At 69.5% G+C, this 18,078-nt stretch carries 14 protein-coding genes and 2 pseudogenes; 8 read left to right on the forward strand and 8 right to left on the reverse strand.

Annotated elements, in window-relative coordinates:
- Positions 1 to 77: 77 nt before the first annotated feature.
- From AB0H43_RS25525 to AB0H43_RS25545, 5 genes and pseudogenes are all read left to right on the forward strand, one after another.
- Positions 78 to 773, forward strand: a pseudogene (locus AB0H43_RS25525) (carbohydrate binding domain-containing protein); the annotation flags it as partial.
- Between the two features lie 309 nt (positions 774 to 1,082).
- Positions 1,083 to 2,105, forward strand: a pseudogene (locus tag AB0H43_RS25530) (chitinase); the annotation flags it as partial.
- A gap of 102 nt (positions 2,106 to 2,207) precedes the next feature.
- Complete coding sequence (locus AB0H43_RS25535; protein ID WP_360003059.1) at positions 2,208 to 3,929, forward strand: hypothetical protein; 1,722 nt, start codon at positions 2,208 to 2,210, stop codon at positions 3,927 to 3,929.
- A gap of 215 nt (positions 3,930 to 4,144) precedes the next feature.
- Complete coding sequence (locus tag AB0H43_RS25540) at positions 4,145 to 5,059, forward strand: NAD(P)-dependent oxidoreductase (protein WP_360003061.1); 915 nt, start codon at positions 4,145 to 4,147, stop codon at positions 5,057 to 5,059.
- 9 nt (positions 5,060 to 5,068) lie between these two features.
- Positions 5,069 to 5,929: an RNA polymerase sigma-70 factor gene (locus AB0H43_RS25545; protein ID WP_360003063.1), complete on the forward strand. Its 861-nt coding sequence runs from the start codon at positions 5,069 to 5,071 to the stop codon at positions 5,927 to 5,929.
- Here the strand turns inward: AB0H43_RS25545 and AB0H43_RS25550 are convergent.
- Positions 5,919 to 6,395 carry a GNAT family N-acetyltransferase gene (locus AB0H43_RS25550; RefSeq protein ID WP_360003065.1) on the reverse strand — a complete coding sequence of 159 codons (477 nt, stop codon included), beginning with the start codon at positions 6,393 to 6,395 and terminating at the stop codon, positions 5,919 to 5,921. The two genes, AB0H43_RS25545 and AB0H43_RS25550, sit on opposite strands and share 11 nt — an antisense overlap.
- 24 nt (positions 6,396 to 6,419) lie before the next feature.
- Between AB0H43_RS25550 and AB0H43_RS25555 the strand changes: the two genes are divergently transcribed.
- Complete coding sequence (locus tag AB0H43_RS25555; protein WP_360003067.1) at positions 6,420 to 7,082, forward strand: N-acyl homoserine lactonase family protein; 663 nt, start codon at positions 6,420 to 6,422, stop codon at positions 7,080 to 7,082.
- Here the strand turns inward: AB0H43_RS25555 and AB0H43_RS25560 are convergent.
- Together AB0H43_RS25560 and AB0H43_RS25565 are read right to left on the reverse strand one after the other, a co-directional pair.
- On the reverse strand, positions 7,079 to 7,690 hold the full coding sequence (locus tag AB0H43_RS25560) for a 50S ribosomal protein L11 methyltransferase (protein ID WP_360003070.1): 612 nt from the start codon (positions 7,688 to 7,690) through the stop codon (positions 7,079 to 7,081). The genes AB0H43_RS25555 and AB0H43_RS25560 overlap by 4 nt on opposite strands.
- Entirely contained in the window at positions 7,687 to 8,085 is a 399-nt protein-coding gene (locus AB0H43_RS25565; RefSeq protein WP_360003072.1) for a helix-turn-helix domain-containing protein, read from the reverse strand. The genes AB0H43_RS25560 and AB0H43_RS25565 overlap by 4 nt, the downstream gene beginning before the upstream one ends.
- Before the next feature lie 125 nt (positions 8,086 to 8,210).
- On the opposite strand from AB0H43_RS25565, the gene AB0H43_RS25570 reads away from it, so the two are divergent.
- Positions 8,211 to 9,062, forward strand: a complete 852-nt coding sequence (locus tag AB0H43_RS25570) for an SDR family oxidoreductase (protein WP_360003074.1) — start codon at positions 8,211 to 8,213, stop codon at positions 9,060 to 9,062.
- A gap of 93 nt (positions 9,063 to 9,155) precedes the next feature.
- Here the strand turns inward: AB0H43_RS25570 and AB0H43_RS25575 are convergent, their stop codons facing one another.
- Positions 9,156 to 10,259, reverse strand: a complete 1,104-nt coding sequence (locus AB0H43_RS25575) for a lytic polysaccharide monooxygenase (protein WP_360003076.1) — start codon at positions 10,257 to 10,259, stop codon at positions 9,156 to 9,158.
- Between the two features lie 151 nt (positions 10,260 to 10,410).
- Between AB0H43_RS25575 and solA the strand changes: the two genes are divergently transcribed.
- On the forward strand, positions 10,411 to 11,520 hold the full coding sequence (solA, locus tag AB0H43_RS25580; RefSeq protein ID WP_360003078.1) for an N-methyl-L-tryptophan oxidase: 1,110 nt from the start codon (positions 10,411 to 10,413) through the stop codon (positions 11,518 to 11,520).
- Here solA and hrpA read toward each other — a convergent pair.
- From hrpA to AB0H43_RS25600, 4 genes are all read right to left on the reverse strand, one after another.
- The gene (hrpA, locus tag AB0H43_RS25585; protein ID WP_360003081.1) at positions 11,517 to 15,527 is read right to left on the reverse strand and encodes an ATP-dependent RNA helicase HrpA; all 4,011 of its coding nucleotides are present in this window, start codon (positions 15,525 to 15,527) and stop codon (positions 11,517 to 11,519) included. The genes solA and hrpA overlap by 4 nt on opposite strands.
- 132 nt (positions 15,528 to 15,659) lie before the next feature.
- Positions 15,660 to 17,039, reverse strand: a complete 1,380-nt coding sequence (locus tag AB0H43_RS25590) for a glycine--tRNA ligase (protein ID WP_360003083.1) — start codon at positions 17,037 to 17,039, stop codon at positions 15,660 to 15,662.
- A gap of 136 nt (positions 17,040 to 17,175) precedes the next feature.
- Entirely contained in the window at positions 17,176 to 17,664 is a 489-nt protein-coding gene (locus AB0H43_RS25595; protein WP_360003085.1) for a hypothetical protein, read from the reverse strand.
- An 11-nt stretch (positions 17,665 to 17,675) separates the two neighbouring features.
- Positions 17,676 to 18,014 (reverse strand): antibiotic biosynthesis monooxygenase, encoded by a 339-nt coding sequence (locus AB0H43_RS25600; RefSeq protein ID WP_360003086.1) that lies wholly within the window; start codon positions 18,012 to 18,014, stop codon positions 17,676 to 17,678.
- Positions 18,015 to 18,078 lie beyond the last annotated feature (64 nt).

An 18,078-nucleotide genomic window follows, 5' to 3' on the forward strand; every position in this document is an offset into this window, starting at 1 on the left:
CCCCCCGACATTCGGAGCCGAACCGCCGCATCAGTCAGGCATTTACATTCTCAGTAAGGTTTACTAATAATTATCGGATGAAGAAGCTTCGATCTATCGCGGTTGCGGGGGTCCTCGCCGTTCTGGGGGCGACGGTGTCGGTCAGCACCCCGGCGTACGCGGCGAACCTGCTCGCCAATCCGGGCTTCGAAAGCGGAGCCCTGAGCCCCTGGAGCTGCGGCTCGGGCTCGGTGGTGAGCACACCCGTCCACAGTGGCGCCAAGGCGCTCGCCGGCGCGGCCTCGGCGTCGGACAACGCGCAGTGCACGCAGACCGTCGCCGTGCTGCCCAACACGGCGTACTCGCTCACCGGGTGGGTGCGCGGAAACTACGTCTACCTCGGCATCGTCGGCGGCGCGTCGACGTGGACGCCGTCCGCCGCGGCGTACACGCAGCTCACGGTGGCCTTCACGACGACGGCGTCGCAGACGAGCGTGCAGGTGTTCACGCACGGCTGGTACGGCCAGGGCACCTACTACGCCGACGACATCTCCCTCGACGGTCCGGGCGGCTCCAGCGTCCCCGGTACGCCCGGCGCCCCCTCCGCCGGCACGGTCACCGACACCTCGATCGCCCTGTCCTGGGGCGCGGCCTCGGGCACGGTCACCGGGTACCGGGTCTACGAAGGCAGCACCCTGGTCGCGACGGTCACCGGGACCAGCGCCACGATCAGCGGGCTGACCAAGTGCACGAGCCACACCTACACCGTCGCGGCGTACAACTCGGTCGGCGAGAGCGCCAAGAGCGGCGGCACGAGCGCCACGACCACGGGCTGCACCACGGTTCCGCCTGTCCCCAGTGGACTGTCTATCACCGGTTCCACCACGAACTCCCTCTCCCTGGGCTGGACGGCATCGGCCGGCGCGACCGGGTACCGGGTCTACGAGGGCACCACGCTCGTCACCACCGTCAGCGGCACGACGGCGACCGTGGGGAGCCTGAGCGCTTGCAGCAGTCACAGTTACAGCGTTTCGGCGTACAACTCGAACGGCGAGAGCGCGAAGAGCGCGACCGTGAGCGGCACGACCACCGGATGCTCCACCGGTCTGCCGCGACACGCGCTGATCGGCTATCTCCACGCGAGCTTCGCGAACGGGTCCGGGTACATGAAGATGGCCGACGTGCCGGACGCCTGGGACATCATCAATTTGGCCTTCGGCGAGCCGACCTCGGTGACCTCGGGTGACATCCGCTTCCAGCTGTGCCCGGTCAGCGAATGCCCGGGCGTCGAGACCGAGGCGCAGTTCATCGCGGCCATCCGGGCCAAGCAGGCCGCGGGCAAGAAGGTGCTGCTGTCCATCGGCGGGCAGAACGGCCAGGTCCAGCTCACCACGACCGGCGCCCGGGACACCTTCGTCAGCTCCGTGAGCGCCATCATCGACCGATACGGACTCGACGGGCTCGACGTCGACTTCGAAGGCCATTCGCTCACCCTCAACGCGGGTGACAACAACGTGGCCAGCCCGACCACGCCGGTCATCGTCAACCTGATCTCGGCGCTGCGCACACTGAAGAGCCGCTACGGTTCCGGATTCGTGCTGACCATGGCGCCCGAGACCTTCTTCGTGCAGCTCGGCTACCAGTTCTACGGCGGCAACTGCGCGGGCTGCGACCGCCGCGCGGGCGCCTACCTGCCGGTGATCTACGCGCTGCGCAACGACATCACGGTCCTGCACGTGCAGGACTACAACTCCGGCCCGATCATGGGCCTGGACAACCAGTACCACACCATGGGCGGCGCGGACTTCCACATCGCGATGACCGACATGCTCGCCGCCGGATTCCCGGTCGCGGGCACCGGCTTCACCTTCCCCGCGCTGCGCGAGGACCAGATCGCCTTCGGCACCCCGGCCGCGGTCAGCGCGGGCAACGGGTTCATCTCACCTGCCGCGATCCACCAGGCCTTGGACTGTCTGGTACGCGGAACGAACTGCGGCGGTTACACCCTGCGAGGCGGAACCTCGCCGGCGTTGCGGGGTCTCATGACCTGGTCGATCAACTGGGACCGCTACTACGGCTGGGAGTTCATGAACAGCCACGAGCCCTACCTGAACGCCCTCCCCTGACGCTGGACGGCTGCAGATCACGGTTGTACATGCTTCCCCGAGCGGATTGGCCGGCGCAACCGTGATCTGCAGGGTCGGCAGCCAGCCCCTACGCTGTCGGCCATGCGTGCGTTGCGACTGGCCCCGGCGGTGGTCGCCCTGCTGCTGGTGCGTACGGGGTGGCATGTGCTCGCCGACGCCGACGCCCGGGTGGCCGACGGTGTGCTGACCTTCGGCCGGGACGACTGGTTCATCACGATCGTCCTCGGGCTCGGCTGGACGATCACGGTGCTGACCGGAGTGGCCTTGCTCGACGGCGGCCCCCGGCCGCTGCGCCGGGCGCTGCACGCGCTGCCGGTCGCCTTGACCGGGGTGGCGGCGTACGTGGTGCCGCTGATCATCTGCGGAGTGTTGACCGGCCTGCTCCTCCCCGGCGAACCCCTGGTCGTGGTGTTCGTCGTGACCGTCGTCGCGATCATCCTCATCGGAGTCGCGACCAACTTCGCCCTCTCCGCCACCGTCGCGGTCGTCGAACAGGCCGGCTTCGCCGCCTTGGCCACCTACGCCGAGCTGCGCGGCAAACGCTGGGACATGGGCGTCCTGTTCGCCTTCGGGGTCGTCGCGCCCGTCGCCGCGGTGATCCTGCCGAATCGGTTCCTCCACCCGGCGTCCGTGCCGACGGGGTTGGCCGTGGACCTGCTGCTCACCCTGGTCGCGGCGACGGCGGTGATGCTTCCGGCGATCACGCTGCTGGAGATCTATCGGCGTACGCGCCCGATCCCGGAGCTCGCCCCGCGCGCGACGGCTGGGCCGAGCCGGGCCGCCCTGATCACGGCGGTCGCCATCCTTCTGCTGCCCACCGCGGTCAGCGGTGCGATCGTGGCCGGCCACGTGCTCACCCGGGTGCACCACGAACTCCGCGACGGCGGCTCGGTGCTCGCCGTCGAGTGGCCGGCGGGTCGCCCTCCGGTGCTCGTGACCTCGGATGGAATCGAAGACTGCCTCGACGACCACTGTTCGGCGACCCGGCTCACCGAGGTTCCGGTCATGACCTCGCCGGCCGGCGTCGCCACGCGTCGTGACGCCACGGTGGCCGTCCTGTCACAGGGGCTGCTGACCGTCTGCGATCCCGCCCGGCACTGCACCGGCGGCCGTGCGGCCGGTCGGATCGAACTGCTGAACGACGCCACGGTGACCGCCGTCGTCGCGCCTGAGTCGGGTGGGATCGTGCTGGCCAAGGCCACCCCGCACGGAACCTCCGGCGATCGGCGACTGACGCTGATCCGATGTGCGGACGATTCGTGTCGCGCGGGCACGAGCGTGGACCTGGGAACGGTCGCTCCCGCCCCGGCCGACGGCGACGTTCGAGAAGCCCTAGCCGCTGGAGTCGACGGGCGCGGACGGCTCTTCGTCGTCTACCGCGCCACCGGGGGTCAGGGCTTCCTCGGCTGGTGCGTACGCCCGGACTGTGCCCAGACCAAGGTCATCCGGCAAGGCGAGACCGACGCGGACGCGCCCACCCTCGACGACCTCCTCCGCGTACGCCAAGTCGGCGGCGTACGCCTGTGTTCCTTCACGACCTGTCATGGGCTCATGCCGGCGGTGGTCGCGGCACGGCCCGGCGGCGGGTACTACGCCGTCCTCGCCGACCCCGCCGGACCCGACGACCTCCGCCTCATCCGCTGCCCTGACCCGTCGTGCGACCGCTACGTCCACGTCGCGCCGCTGACGCGGGACCACGGCCAGGCCGAGCGCTGGATGATCACCGTCAGCCCCGAGGGTCGGGTCCTGGTGACCAAGCCGGGCGAGTCGCCGTCCGTGATCATCACCGTCGACCCGGCGTGATCCGGCCGTGCGTTTGCGCTGGATCAGGGATCCGGGTCGAATCTTGGGCCAAGATTCGACCGAGAACCCTGATCCAGCGCGAAGGCGCGGCGCGGCGCGGCGCGCGGCGCGCGGCGCGAAAGGCAGCGAAAGCGGAAGGTGAGGGCAGAGGCAACGGGTGACTGGGGTCACACGCGGGTATGTCACTTTTCAGGAGGCTGCCCTGTCCCGTGGGCATGACCGAGATGAAGAACCAGACCGTGATCGTGGCCGGAGCCAGCGGTGTCTTCGGCCGCCACATCCGCCACGCCCTCGCCGACGCCGGGCACACCGTGCTGGGGCTCGGCCGGGGCGAGCACAACGAGATCCGGGGCGACCTGCTCGATCGGGAGGGTCTGCTCCGGGCGTTCGCGGGGGTCCAAGCCGACACCGTGGTGCATGCGGCGACTGCGTTGAAGAAGCCGCCGATGACCCACAAGGGCATGTACGGCACGGACGATCTGCGAATCGCGGGGACCGCGAATCTGCTCGAAGCCGCCAAGCTTGCGGGCGTACGCCGGTTCGTCGGCGAGAACATCGTCTTCGGCTACGGCTACCGCGACTTCGGTGACCGGGTGTTGACCGAGGCCGACGAGTTCGGGGTGACCGACCCGGACGCCGGGTTCAATCGTCACCTGGAGGGCATGCGAGAGAAGGAGAACTTGGCGCTGGCGTCGGGGCTGGAAGCCGTCTCGCTCCGGTTCGGCCTGTTCTACGGGCCGGGCGCGACCGAAACGATGGTGCAGATGCTGCGCAAACGACAGATGCCGACGTTCAACGACCACGGCCGCGTGCTGCCGTGGACGCACCTGGACAGCGCGGCGAACGCCGTCGTCGCGGCGATCGAAGCGGACCGGCCGAGCGCGGCGTACAACGTCGTGGACGCCGAGAAGGGCTTCGGCGGCATGATCAGGGCGATCGCCCACGCGTTCGACGCGCCGAAGCCGTTCACCGCGCCGACCTGGATGATGGCGGTCGCGCCTTACATGTACCGCGCGCTGCACATCAACCTGCGCGTGTCGAGCGACAAGGCTCGCGCGGAACTCGGCTGGCGGCCGGAGTACACCACCGTCGAGGAGGGTCTCCGGGCGCAGACCCTGCTGCGGGTCTAGCCTCACGACATGATCGACACGCAGGTCTTCGCCGAGCATCGGCGGCTGCTCTTCGACGTCGCGTACCGGATGACGGGGAGCGTCGCCGATGCCGAGGACATCGTGCAGGAGGCCTGGCTGCGGTGCCGTGAGGTGGACGCGGACCAGGTCGCCAATCCGCGGGCGTACCTGGTCAAGACGATCACCAATCTTTCCCTCAACCAGCTCACCTCCGCCCGTGCCCGGCGCGAGACCTACGTCGGGCCGTGGCTGCCCGAGCCGGTTCTCACCACGCCCGACGCGGGACAGGAGGTGGAGATGGCCGAGTCGATCTCCCTGGCCATGCTGGTCGTCCTCGAGACGCTCGGCCCGGCCGAGCGCGCGATCTTCCTGCTCCACGACGTCTTCGGCTACAGCCACGCCGAGATCGCGTCCATTCTGGACAAGTCCGAGCCCGCGGTGCGCCAGACCGCGACTCGGGCTCGCGCGCATGTCGCCGCCCGCCGGCCGCGCTTCGACGTCGACCAAGGGGTACGCGATCAAGCAGTGGACCGCTTCCGCCAGGCCTGTGTCGGGGGCGACCTGAACGCGATGATGGAGCTGCTGGCCCCGGACGTCGTCTGCTGGTCCGACGGCGGCGGCAAGGTCACCGCGGCCCGCCGGCCGCTGCTCGGCGCCGACAGTGTCGCGCGCTGGCTCCTCGGCGTCTTCGCCAAGCCGGAGTCGCGCGGGGCCGAGCTGAGGCTCGCCGAGATCAACGGCGAGCTGGGCATTCTCGGCACGGTGAACGGCCAGCCCGTCGGGGTGGTCTGCTTCGACTTCGCCGACGACCGGATCACCGGCGTACGCATGCAGGTGAACCCGGACAAGCTGCGGGGGCTCAGTCGCTGAGCCGCTCCCGTCGCAGGTCCACGAAGGCGATGGCGTGCCCGTCGAGGAGGTAACGGTCGGTCTCGGCGAAGCCGCGGCGCAGCGCGAACCGCAGTCCGTCCGCATTGGACTCCAGCACGACCGTCTCGACGGCGGTCGCCCCCAGGTCGGCGGCGACCGTCAGCGCGTGCCGGTAGATCTGCTCGCCGAATCCCTGCCGCCGATGCTCGGGCAGGACGCGGGCGATCACGGTCGCCGCGGTGGGATCGTCGGCTGGCGGGCGCACGGTGTAGTTGCCGACGAGGGTGTCCCCCGCGTACGCCACCGCCAGCCGGTTCCGCTGAGCGCGTACCCGGATGTCCTCGACCGACAGCGAGTCGGTGGGGATGATCAGGTTGTGGACGTGCTGCCAGTCGAGCAGCACGCGCTCGGACTCGACGGATTCCTCGACGGATTCCTCGACGGCTTCGAAGCGAAGGTCGGACACGGCTCAAACCTAAGGGGTGCGCACATGCTGCGACGGCTCGACCTCGGGCACATCATCCGGCCCGCCTCCGAAGCGGGCACCGAGCATCCGCGAGTGGAGTCGATCCTGGCGTACGTGGTGCGGCGGCCGGAGGGTGTGCTGCTGTTCGACACCGGCATCGGCTCGGATCCCGAGGTCGACGACCATTACCGGCCGCATCGGCGGGAGCTGCGAGCGGCGCTGGCCGACGCGGGCGTACGCCTCGACGAGGTCTCCCTCGTGGTCAACTGCCACCTGCACTTCGACCACTGCGGCGGCAACCCGCTGTTCCCCGGTACGCCGATCCTGGCCCAGCGGACCGAGCTGACCACCGCGCGTACCACCGAGTACACCCTGCCCGAGTTGGTCGACTTCACCGGTGCCCGCTACGACGAGCTGGACGGCGAGACCGAGATCTGGCCAGGGGTGTGGATCATTCCGACCCCCGGGCACACCGACGGCCACCAGTCCCTCGTCGTACGCCGAGACGACGGCACGGTCGTGCTGGCCGGGCAGGCGCACGACTTCGCCTCGGAGTTCTCCCACGACCACCTCGCGTACGCCGTCGGCGCCGCGCCGCACAGTCCGTGGCTGGAGCGGCTGCTGCAGTTCGATCCGAAGCGGGTGCTGTTCGCCCACGATTCCGCCGTCTGGGAGCCGCCGCGCTAGACCGTGAAGCGCCAGATCGTGGTCGGCTTGACCTTGGTGTCCTCCAGCGCCGGGCGTACCGGGACGTCGTAGCGCGCGACCTCGGCGAGAAGGTGCCGGGGCAGGAAACCGCGTCCGGGATCGCCGACGAGGACTTCGACGCCCCGGCGAGCAGCCGCGCTGAGCAGCTTCGTCATGGCCGCCGCGACCGCGGCGGTGTAGAAGGCGTCGCCGACCAGGATCACTTCCGCGTCGGCGATCCGCACCGGGTCCGCCTCGCCGAGCACCGCCTCGACCTGGGCTCCATTGGCGTCGGCGTTGCGCTCGATCGCCGTGACCGCGGCCGGGTCGGCGTCCACTGCGCGTACCCCTTGGGCTTGGGCGAGAAAGGCCGCGATCGCGACCACCCCCGAGCCGGAGCCGAGGTCGACCACCCGGCGGCCGCGCACGGTCTCGGGCCGGTCGAGCAGGTGGCGGGCCAGGGCGACGCCGCCGGGCCAGGCGAACGCCCAGAACGGCGGCGACCGGTCGCTGGAGTAGCCGCTGTCGAAGAGGCCGGCCTGCTCGGCGGCCTGGTAGAGCCGGATCTCGGGGAGCAGCGGCACCTCGGCGAGCCGGGTGGCGGTCACCCTTGCTTCTTCGCGTCGTACGCGGCCTGGGCGGCGAGCACGGTCGGCAGGTGACCTTCGAGGAGGTCGATCAGGCCGCGCAGCCGGTCGGCGACCTGCTTGCCGAGCGGGGTGAGGCTGTACTCGACGCGGGGCGGGATCGTCGCCTGCACGTCGCGGCTGACCATGCCGTCGCGTTCGAGCGTCTGCAGCGTCTGCGCCAGCATCTTCTCGCTGACTCCGTCGACGCGGCGGCGCAGCGCGTTGAACCGGTACGCCCCCTCGTCCAGCGCGACCAGCGCGAGGATCCCCCACTTGCCGGCGATGTCCTCCAGCGCGTTGCGCGAGTCGCAGCCGCGCGCGAACACGTCGGCGATCAGCTCGTCGCTCGGCTCGATCTCAAGGCGCTCGGTCATGCCTCCACGGTACGCGCCCACGCAGCACTACCTAGTATGTCGGTGCTCACTATCAGTTGGCACTTTCGAAAAGTTAGTGCAGGATGGCCGGAGAGCTTCATTACCGCTATCAGGGAGAACGCATCATGATCGTCGTCACCGGAGCCACCGGGCACCTCGGCCGCCTCGTCGTCGCGGACCTGCTGGAGCGGGGCATACCCGCGTCGCAGATCGTCGCCGCCGTCCGGGACACCGGGAAGGCCGCCGACCTGGCTGCCCAGGGCGTCGAGGTACGCCGCGCCGACTACGACGACCCCCAGTCGCTCAAGGAGGCGTTCGCCGGAGCGCAGAAGGTGCTGCTGATCTCCGCCTCCGTCGTCGGGCAGCGGGTGCCGCAGCACAAGAACGCCATCGACGCCGCCGTCGCCGTGGGCGTGCCGTTCCTGGCGTACACGAGCATCTTGAAGGCCGACACGACCGGCGTCGCGCTGGCCGGGGAGCACAAGGAGACCGAGGCCTACCTGGCCGCCTCCGGTCTGGCGTACGCGCTCCTGCGCAACAGCTGGTACACCGAGAACTACACCGGCTCGGCCGCCGCCGCGATCGCCGCCGGGACGGTGCTGGGCAGCGCCGGAACGGGCCGGGTCGGCGCGGTGCCGCGGGCCGACTACGCCGCCGCGGCCGCCGCCGTCCTCACCAGCGACGGGCACGCGGGTCAGGCCTACGAGCTGGCCGGTGACGAGCCCTTCACCATGGCCGAGTACGCCGCCGAACTCGCTCGCGTCTCCGGCAAGTCGGTCACCTACTCCGATCTTCCGGCTGACGCGTACGCCGAGGCGCTGACCGGCTTCGGGCTCGACGCCGGCTACGCCGCCGCCCTCGCCGACGCCGACCTCGGCATCGCGCGCGGGGACCTCGCCTCGGACAGCGGCGACCTCGCCCGGCTCATCGGCCGCCCGACGACGTCGCTCGCCGACGCCGTCCGCTACGCACTCTGAGCGCCCTATTTGCGGGGCGCTGGATCAGGGTTCCCGGTCGAATCATGAACGAAGATTCGACCGGGAACCCTGATCCAGCAGGAGAGAAGCGGGCTACGGGCTGGTGCAGCTCACCGTGGGGACGGCGTTCGTGCCGGACTGCGAGGCGAGGAAGCCGACGCTGACCGACCCGTTGGCCGGTATCGAGGTGTTCCAGCTCACCGGTTTGACGGTGACGCTGGCCCCAGAGGCCGTCAGGGTGCCGTTCCAGAGTTGGCTGATGGTCTGGCCGTTGGCGAAGGTCCACTTCAGCGTCCAGCCGTTCACGGCCGCTGAACCGGCCTTGACCACCACCTCGCCCTGGAAGCCGCCGCCCCAGGAGTTCACGATCGAGTAGGTGGCCGAGCATGCTCCGCTGGGCGCCGGGGTGGACGCGGTCGGGCTGACGCTGGCGCTGGCACTCGGCGAGGCCGAGGGCGACGAACTCGTCGTCACCGACGGCGACGGCGACGGGTTGGTCCCGCCACCGATGCCGGTGACCTCGCCGTTCCCGCCGTCGAAGACGACGTCGGAGCAGCCGTAGAAGGTCTCGGTGCTGTCCGACCGCTTCCAGACCGAGTAGATGACGTGCCGGCCGGTCTTGTTCGGCAGGTTGCCCGACCAGTAGTAGTTGCCGGTCGGGGCGGAGCCGTTCAGCGGCGGGTGGTCCACCGACAGGAACGGCGTCGACTCCATGTCCGCCCAGGTCAACGCCTGGTTGGGGTTGTAGCCGTCCTTCGTGACGTACAGGTAGAACCAACCGGGGTGGGCGGCCCAGGCGGCGTACGTCCAGTTGAAGGGCGCACCCGAGGTCAGGTGGGTGAGCGGCCAGTCGTTGCGTGGGGCGTCGAAGCCGGCGTACTTCGTGAAGCCGCCGCTGCAGAGCGAGCCGTCGGGGATGAACCCGGTGGTTCGCCCGGCGCCGTCGGACCTCAGGACGCCGTACCAGTCGTAGAACGGCTGGGCGCCGCCGACCGCGAGGGCGTTCTGACAGGCGGGATTGGTCGGTTTGATCTCGCCCGTGGAAGTGAGACCGTCCTTGTAGCACAGGTAGGTGCGGCTGCCCGGGGTCAGCAGCGCACCGTGTGCCCAGGTAGTGGCCGGAATGAGCGCGGCGACGACCGCCGCGACCAGTCCCACCACAATGGAGTGTCCCACCGTCGCGCGTCTGATCTTCACCTTGTTCTCCCTTCGGAGGTGATCAGCACGGGGACGTCAGGGCCGTGGGAGAAGCCCAGTGCGGCAAGCGCATCACGCGATCAGGAATCCAGCAATGCAGATGTCACAGTATGGGAACGCTCCCAGGGCTGGGCGGCGTTATCGTGTCCCGATGCCGGAAGTGATCGTTCTGGGGTTGGGCAGCATGGGGTCGGCTGCGGCGTACACGCTGGCCGCGCGCGGTCTCGACGTCGTCGGCGTCGACCGGTTCACCCCGCCGCACGATCGGGGGGCGCACGCGGGCGGCACCCGGATCATCCGCATGACCTACGCCGAGGGCGCGGCCTACGTGCCGCTGCTGCACCGGACCTACCAGCTCTGGTGGGAGCTGGAGCAGGAGAGCGAGGTTCGGCTGGTGACGCCCACCGGCGGGCTGAACCTCGGCCGGCCCGAGAGTGCGACCGTGAGCGGGGCGCTGACCAGCGCCCGCGCACACGGGCTGGCGCACGAGCTGCTCGACGCGGATGCGATCCGGCGCCGCTTCCCCCAGTTCCACCCAGCCGAGGACGAGGTCGCGGTGCTCGACACGGCCGCCGGTTTCCTCACGCCCGAGATCGCGATCTCGACGATTCTCGGCCTCGCCGAGCGTGCGGGCGCGAAGCTGAGGTTTGGCACAGCCGCCGTCTCATATCGTGAGACATCGTCCGGAGTGTCCGTTTCGCTGGCCGACGGCGACGAACTGCACGCCGAACGCCTGATCATCGCCCCCGGCTGCTGGGCGCCCAGCCTCCTCGGCGACCTGCCGCTGCGAGTGGAACGCCGGGTGCAGCACTTCTGGCGGCCCGGCCCCGGCTTCACGCCCACGGAGTTCCCGGCCTGGATCTGGGAAGCGGGCGGGCTCACCGCGTACGGGGTGCCCGAGCACGAGGGGCAGGTCAAGGCTGCTTTCCACGCCCCGCCGACGCCCGAACAGATCGATGCCGACGCGGGCGCGGCGCCTCCGCGTCCCGACGAGGAGCAGCCGGTACGCGATTGGCTGCGACCGCGTCTCCCCACTCTGGCCGGCGCGGCCTACGCCGGTGGCAAGCAGTGCACCTACACCCTGACCCCGGACGAGAACTTCCTCCTCGGCGCGATCTCCGACCGGGTGGTCGTGGCGGCGGGCTTTTCCGGGCACGGCTTCAAGTTCGTGCCGGTCGTCGGGGAGATCCTGGCCGGCCTCGCCACCGACGTCGTCCTGCCCTACGACCTCGCGCTCTTTTCCCCCGCCCGATTCCGCTAGAGGGCGTCGATCGCGCGGAAGATCCGCACGTCCGAGATCGGGTACGCCGTCCCCATGCTCTGCGCGAAGTAGCTGACCCGCAGCTCCTCGATCATCCACGGGATCTGGGTGACGGCGTCGGCCGCCCGGCGGGCGGGCGGGAGCTGGGCCACGACGTCGGCGTACTCCTGCTGGATCTCGTGGATCAGATCCGTGTAGGAGCGATCCCGCTGCAGGTTGCCGGGCAGCTTCTCCAGCCGGATGTCGATCGCCTTCAGATAGCGCTGCAGATGCGGGAGCAGCCACCAGCCCGTCTCGGCCACGAAGCCGGCCCGGATCAACCCCGTGAGCTGCTGACGGATGTCGTTCACGGCGGCCACGTACGCGATGTTCGACACCGCCTTGAGCCGTCGCTCGATCTCGTACGACGCCTTGAGAATCAGCTCCACTTTGGAGACGACCTCCTCGAACGCGTCGAACAGCCGCTCCCGGACGGTCTCCTGCAACTTCGCGAAAGCGGTGGGGTCCCAGGCCGGGCCGCCGCTCTCGGCGATGATCCGGTCGACGGCACAGGCGACGCAGTCGTCGAGCAGCGCCGCCACACTGCCGTGCGGACCCCGGCTCAGGGCCAGCTTCGCGGCGTTGTCGAGCCGGCTCGACAGGTAACGCACCGGCGAGAACGGCAGGTTCAGCATCAGCACCCGGCGAGTGCCTCGCCACATCGCCTTCTGCTGCTCCGCCTCGCTCTCGTAGAGGCGTACGCCGACCGAGTCGCCCTCGTCGTGCAGCGCCGGGTACGCCTTGACGGTGTATCCCATGCGTTTGCGCTCGACCGATCGCGGGATCTCCGTGTCGGGGAACTCGCGCAGCCCGGACTGCTCCACATCGGAGACCGCCTCGTGGAAGACCTCCTTGGTCTTCGGCCGCAGCTGTTCCTGGATCGCGGCCAGATCCTTGCCCGTCGCGAGCACCTTGCCGCCGTCCTCGACGGAGAACGTCATCCGCAAGTAGTCCGGGATACGCGACAAGTCCCAGGCGTCGTACGGAATCTCGACGGCGGCCAGCCGGTGCAGGTGCCGCCCGAGCGCCTCCAGCAGCGTCCCGTCGTACGGCTTGAGCTGCGTCAGGGCGTACTTGGCGTGATCGGGGACCGGCACGAAGTGCCGTCGCAGCACCTTCGGCAGCCCGCGCAGCAGCGAGGTGACCAGCTCCTCCCGCAGCCCCGGGATCTGCCAGTCGAAACCTTCCGTCGTGAGCCCGGCGAGCGCGGGGAGCGGGATGTGCACGGTCACGCCGTCGGCCGCCGTGCCCGGCTCGAACTGATACGTCAGCGGGAACTCGTGATCCCCCGTACGCCACACGTCCGGGAAGTCAGCCTCGGCGACCCCGCCAGCCCCGGCGTTGACCAGCATGGCCGGATCGAAGGTGAGCAGCTCGGGCTGCTGCCGGCGGGCGGTCTTCCACCAGCTGTCGAAGTGCCGGCCGGAGACGACGTCGGCCGGGATGCGGGCGTCGTAGAAGTCGAACAAGGTCTGGTCGTCGACGAGGATGTCCCGGCGGCGCGCCCGGCTCTCCAGCTCCTCGACCTCGCCGAGCAGTTCCTTGTTCTTGGCGTAGAACTCGTGCCGGGTGTCCCAGTCGCCCTCGACCAGCGCATGCCGGATGAACAGCTCCCGGGACAGCGGCGGGTCGATCTGCCCGAAATTCACCCGGCGCTGCACCACCAGCGGTACGCCGTACAAGGTGACCCGCTCGTAGGCGAGCACGGCGGCGGCCTTCCGCGACCAGTGCGGCTCGCTGTAGGACCGCTTGACCAGGTGGTCGGCCAGCTTCTCGACCCACTCGGGTTCGATCTTCGCGACCGTCCGCGCCCACAGCCGGGAGGTCTCCACCAGCTCGGCCGCCATCACGAACCGGGGCGACCGCTTGAAGAGCACCGATCCCGGGAAGATCGCGAACTTGGCGCCGCGGGCTCCGGCGTACTCGCGCTTCTCCTGCTCGTAGAGGCCGATGTGGCTCAGCAGACCCGCCAGCAACGCCTGGTGGATCGCGTCGCCGTCGATCGAGGAGTCCGGGTCGGGCGCCGCGCTCACCGCCACACGCTGGTCGCCGTTGTCCCCCACCGCCCGGCGCAGCTGGCCGAACAGGTCCTGCCATTCGCGTACGCGGAGGTAGTGCAGGTATTCGGACTTGCACAGGCGGCGGAACTGGTTGCCCGACAGCTCCTGCTGCTGCTCGTGCAGATAGTTCCAGAGATTGAGGTACGCGAGGAAGTCCGACTCCTTGTCGGCGAACCGGGCGTGCGACTGACTCGCCTGCTGTTGCTTGTCCTGCGGCCGTTCCCGGGGGTCCTGAATGGACAGCGCCGCCGCGATCACCAGGACCTCGCGCAGACAGCCCGTGCGCTCGGCCGCCAGGATCATCCGGCCCAGGCGGGGGTCGGCGGGGATCCGGGCCAGCCGCCGTCCGACCGGGGTCAGCGTGCCCTCGGCGGTCAACGCGCCCAGTTCGTGGAGCAGGTCGTAGCCGTCGCGGATGTTGCGCCGGTCCGGCGGGTCGATGAACGGGAAGTCCTCGACCTCGCCCAGCCGCAGCGCCACCATCTGCAGGATGACCGAGGCGAGGTTCGTCCGCAGGATCTCCGGATCGGTGAACTCCGGCCGCGACTGGTACTCCTCCTCGGAGTAGAGCCGGACAGCGATGCCGTCGCTCGTCCGGCCACAGCGGCCGGCCCGCTGATTGGCGCTCGCCTGCGACACCGGTTCGATGGGGAGCCGCTGCACCTTCAACCGCTGGCTGTACCGGGAGATCCGGGCAGTGCCGGGGTCGATGACGTATTTGATCCCGGGCACCGTCAGCGACGTCTCCGCGACGTTCGTGGCGAGCACGATCCGCCGCCCCGTATGCGGCGCGAAGACTCGATGCTGCTCCGCGGTGGAGAGTCTGGCGTACAAGGGGATGATCTCGGTGAAGCGGAGCTGGCGGCGCGTCAGGGCGTCGGCGGTGTCGCGGATCTCGCGCTCGCCCGAGAGGAAGACCAGGATGTCGCCGGGGCCTTCGGCGGCCAGCTCGTCCACCGCGTCGGAGATCGCGGTGACCTGGTCGCGGACCTCGTCGGTGTCCTCCTCATCCCCTTCGACGACGAGCGGACGGTAGCGCAGCTCGACCGGGTAGGTCCGGCCGGAGACCTCGATGATCGGGGCGGGCTTGCCGTCGGCGTCGGCGAAGTGCTGGGCGAACCGCTCGGTCTCGATCGTCGCCGAGGTGATGATCACCTTGAGATCGGGCCGGCTGGGCAGCAGCTGTTTGAGGTAGCCGAGGATGAAGTCGATGTTGAGGCTGCGCTCGTGCGCCTCGTCGATGATGAGCGTGTCGTACGCCGTGAGCCGCCGGTCGTGCGCCAACTCAGCCAGCAGGATGCCGTCGGTCATGAGCTTGACCATGGTCTGCTCGCCGACGCTGCTGCCGAACCGGACCTGGAATCCGACCTGCTGCCCCAGCTCGACGCCGAGCTCCTCGGCGATCCGGTCGGCCACCGTACGCGCGGCGAGCCGACGGGGTTGAGTGTGCCCGATCATGCCCTCGACGCCCCGGCCCAGCTCCAGACAGATCTTGGGCAACTGCGTCGTCTTGCCGGATCCCGTCTCGCCCGCGACGATCACGACCTGGTTGTCGCGGATGGCCGCCAGGATCTCGTCCTTGCGTTGGCTGACCGGCAGTTCCTCGGGATACCGGATCTTGGGTACGCTCTCCCGCCGCCGCTGGATCTGCTCCGGCGTCCACCCTCGGCGCTCCCGCCGCTCCGGCCTCCGCTCCCGCTTCTCCGGCCGGCGCTCCCGACGCTCTGGGCCGGCGGACCGGCCGCCTTCGGGGGCTTCGGGGCTGCCGTCCGCGGCGGTTTCCGGGAGGGCTGACCGGATCTCGGGTCGGCGCGGCCTGCGGCGGCGATTGGCGGCTTTTCGCGGCGTCTGTCCGTCTGCGGGGCGCTGCGTCGGGCGCTCGGGCCGGCTCTCCTCGGGTGTGCTCATGTCACCCGCCAGGGTATCCGCTGCCCTCGCCCGCCCTCACCTGGATTTCGGCGTGATCGTTGCGCCAGCCATGCTGTTTACTCGGGCATTTCGCCGCCCGAACCAGCATGGCTGGCGCAATGATCAGGAAACTCAGCAGCCGGGCAGGCGCTCGGTGAGGTAGGAGACGAGCCCGTCGAGGGGGACGCGCTCCTGCGTCATCGTGTCCCGGTCGCGAACCGTCACCGCGTCGTCCTCAAGGGTGTCGAAGTCGACGGTGACGCAGTAGGGCGTACCGATCTCGTCCTGGCGGCGGTAGCGACGGCCGATCGCCTGGGCGTCGTCGAAGTCGACGTTCCAGCGCTGCCGGAGCGTGGCGGCCAGCTCCCGGGCCTTCGGCGACAGCTTCTCGTTACGCGACAGCGGCAGCACCGCCACCTTGACCGGCGCCAGGCGCTTGTCGAAGCGCATGACGGTGCGGACGTCGACGCCGCCCTTGGTGTTGGGCGCCTCGTCCTCGTCGTACGCGTCGAGCAGGAACGCCAGCACCGCGCGGGTCAGGCCGGCCGCCGGCTCGATGACGTAGGGGAACCAGCGCTCGCCCTTGTCCTGATCGAAGTAGGACAGGTCGACGCCGGACTCCCGCGAGTGCGTCGAGAGGTCGAAGTCGGTCCGGTTGGCGATGCCCTCCAGCTCGGAGAACTCGGTGCCGCCGAACTGGAAGCGGTACTCGATGTCCACCGTGCGCTTGGCGTAGTGGGAGAGCTTCTCCTTCGGGTGCTCGTAGAAGCGCAGGTTCTCGGGGTCGATGCCGAGGTTGACGTACCAGTTCCAGCGCTCTTCGAGCCAGTACTCGTGCCACTTCTCGTCGGTGCCGGGCTCGACGAAGTACTCCATCTCCATCTGCTCGAACTCACGGGTCCGGAAGATGAAGTTGCCGGGGGTGATCTCGTTGCGGAAGCTCTTGCCGACCTGGGCGATGCCGAACGGCGGCTTCTTGCGGGCGGAGTTCGCGACGTTGTTGTAGTTCACGAAGATGCCCTGAGCCGTCTCGGGCCGCAGGTAGTGCAGGCCCTCTTCGCTGTCGACGGCGCCGAGGAAGGTCTTCATCATGCCGTTGAACATGCGCGGCTCGGTGAAGGTGCCCTTGTTGCCGCAGTTGGGGCAGTTCAGCTCGGCCAGGTCGAAGATCGCGTCCGGCTTCTTCGCCAGGAACGCCTCTTCGAGGTGATCCGCCCGGAACCGCTTGTGGCACTTGGTGCACTCGGTCAGCGGGTCGGTGAACTCCCGGACGTGGCCGGAGGCCTCCCAGACCTGGCGGGCCAGGATGACGGCCGAGTCGAGGCCGACGATGTCGTCGCGAAGCTGAACCATCGAACGCCACCACTGGCGGCGGACGTTCTCCTTCAGCTCGATGCCCAGCGGACCGTAGTCCCAGGCCGATCGAGTGCCGCCGTAAATCTCGCTGGACGGAAAGACGAAGCCTCGCTTCTTGGCGAGATTGACGACCTTGTCGATGCGATCCGCGGGCATGAGTGTGCTCCTTCCATGGAGGCTGCCACCGGCTGGATGTCGGCGGGGTTGCCGCTGGGGTCTCCCCAGACGACCATATGGGCCGGTCCGGCGACCGGCACTCGAATAACGCTACTGGAGGCGCGAAGACACCCGCTCAGGCGGTGCCGCAGATCTCGATGTGCCCGGTCGAGCTGTTCTGGGTCAGCTGATACGTCACGCTCCGGTCCGGACCGGACGCGTACTCCAGCTGAACGGGCATCTGGAGGGTGTTGAGATCCACCTCACCGAGGGTGTAGCCGGTGCTGGTGGTGACATCCCGCTCCAGCGCCTGGAACTCGTCCAGGTCGTAGCGCTTGCGCATCTCTTCGCACACCAGGTCGTACGCCTCGGCGGGCTTGCCCCGCTCCAGGGCGTCGAGATAGCGGGTGACGGTCTGATTCGCCTGATCCTCCACCGCGCGTACGCCGGTGATGGCGAGCCCGACCAGCAGGGCGATGCCGCCGCCGCAGAACAGCAGCAGCGCGGCCGCTCCGGTGCCGAGCCCCCACCAGAGGCGCGTGGTCGACCCCTCGGTCGGGGCCGCGACGAAGGGCGGCCGGGCGCCGGGGCCGGGCGGGACGCCCTCAAGCGTGGGCTGCGTCACGGTCACCGACTCTATACAACGCGATCGCTCGTCCGCGGCTCGACGGGTCCGCCGGGCGGGGCGCTGGCGAGCGACTCGTACGCGACCGGCTCGTAGAGCGACTCGGCGAGCAGCGGCGTGGCGGTCATCTTCACCTCGAAGGCGCCCAGCGCCCGCCGGTACGCTCCGACGTTGGCCCATTCCGTGACGAGGCACCAGGACGCGGGCTCGTCCAGCGACCGGGTCAGCTCCCCGCGCAGGTAGCCGGGCCGGGCGGCCAACGCCGCCAGTGCCGCGTGGGCGCGCTCGACGAAAGCCTCGACCCCGTCGCCGGACTCGGGGCTGACCACGAACCTGTTGAAGACCAGCATCCTGATCGTCCTCCTCCGGTTGTACAGCGTAATGGGTCCCAACATGAAAACGCTTTTGACAATC

This window comes from Hamadaea sp. NPDC050747, assembly GCF_040654195.1.
Lineage (GTDB): Bacteria > Actinomycetota > Actinomycetes > Mycobacteriales > Micromonosporaceae > Hamadaea.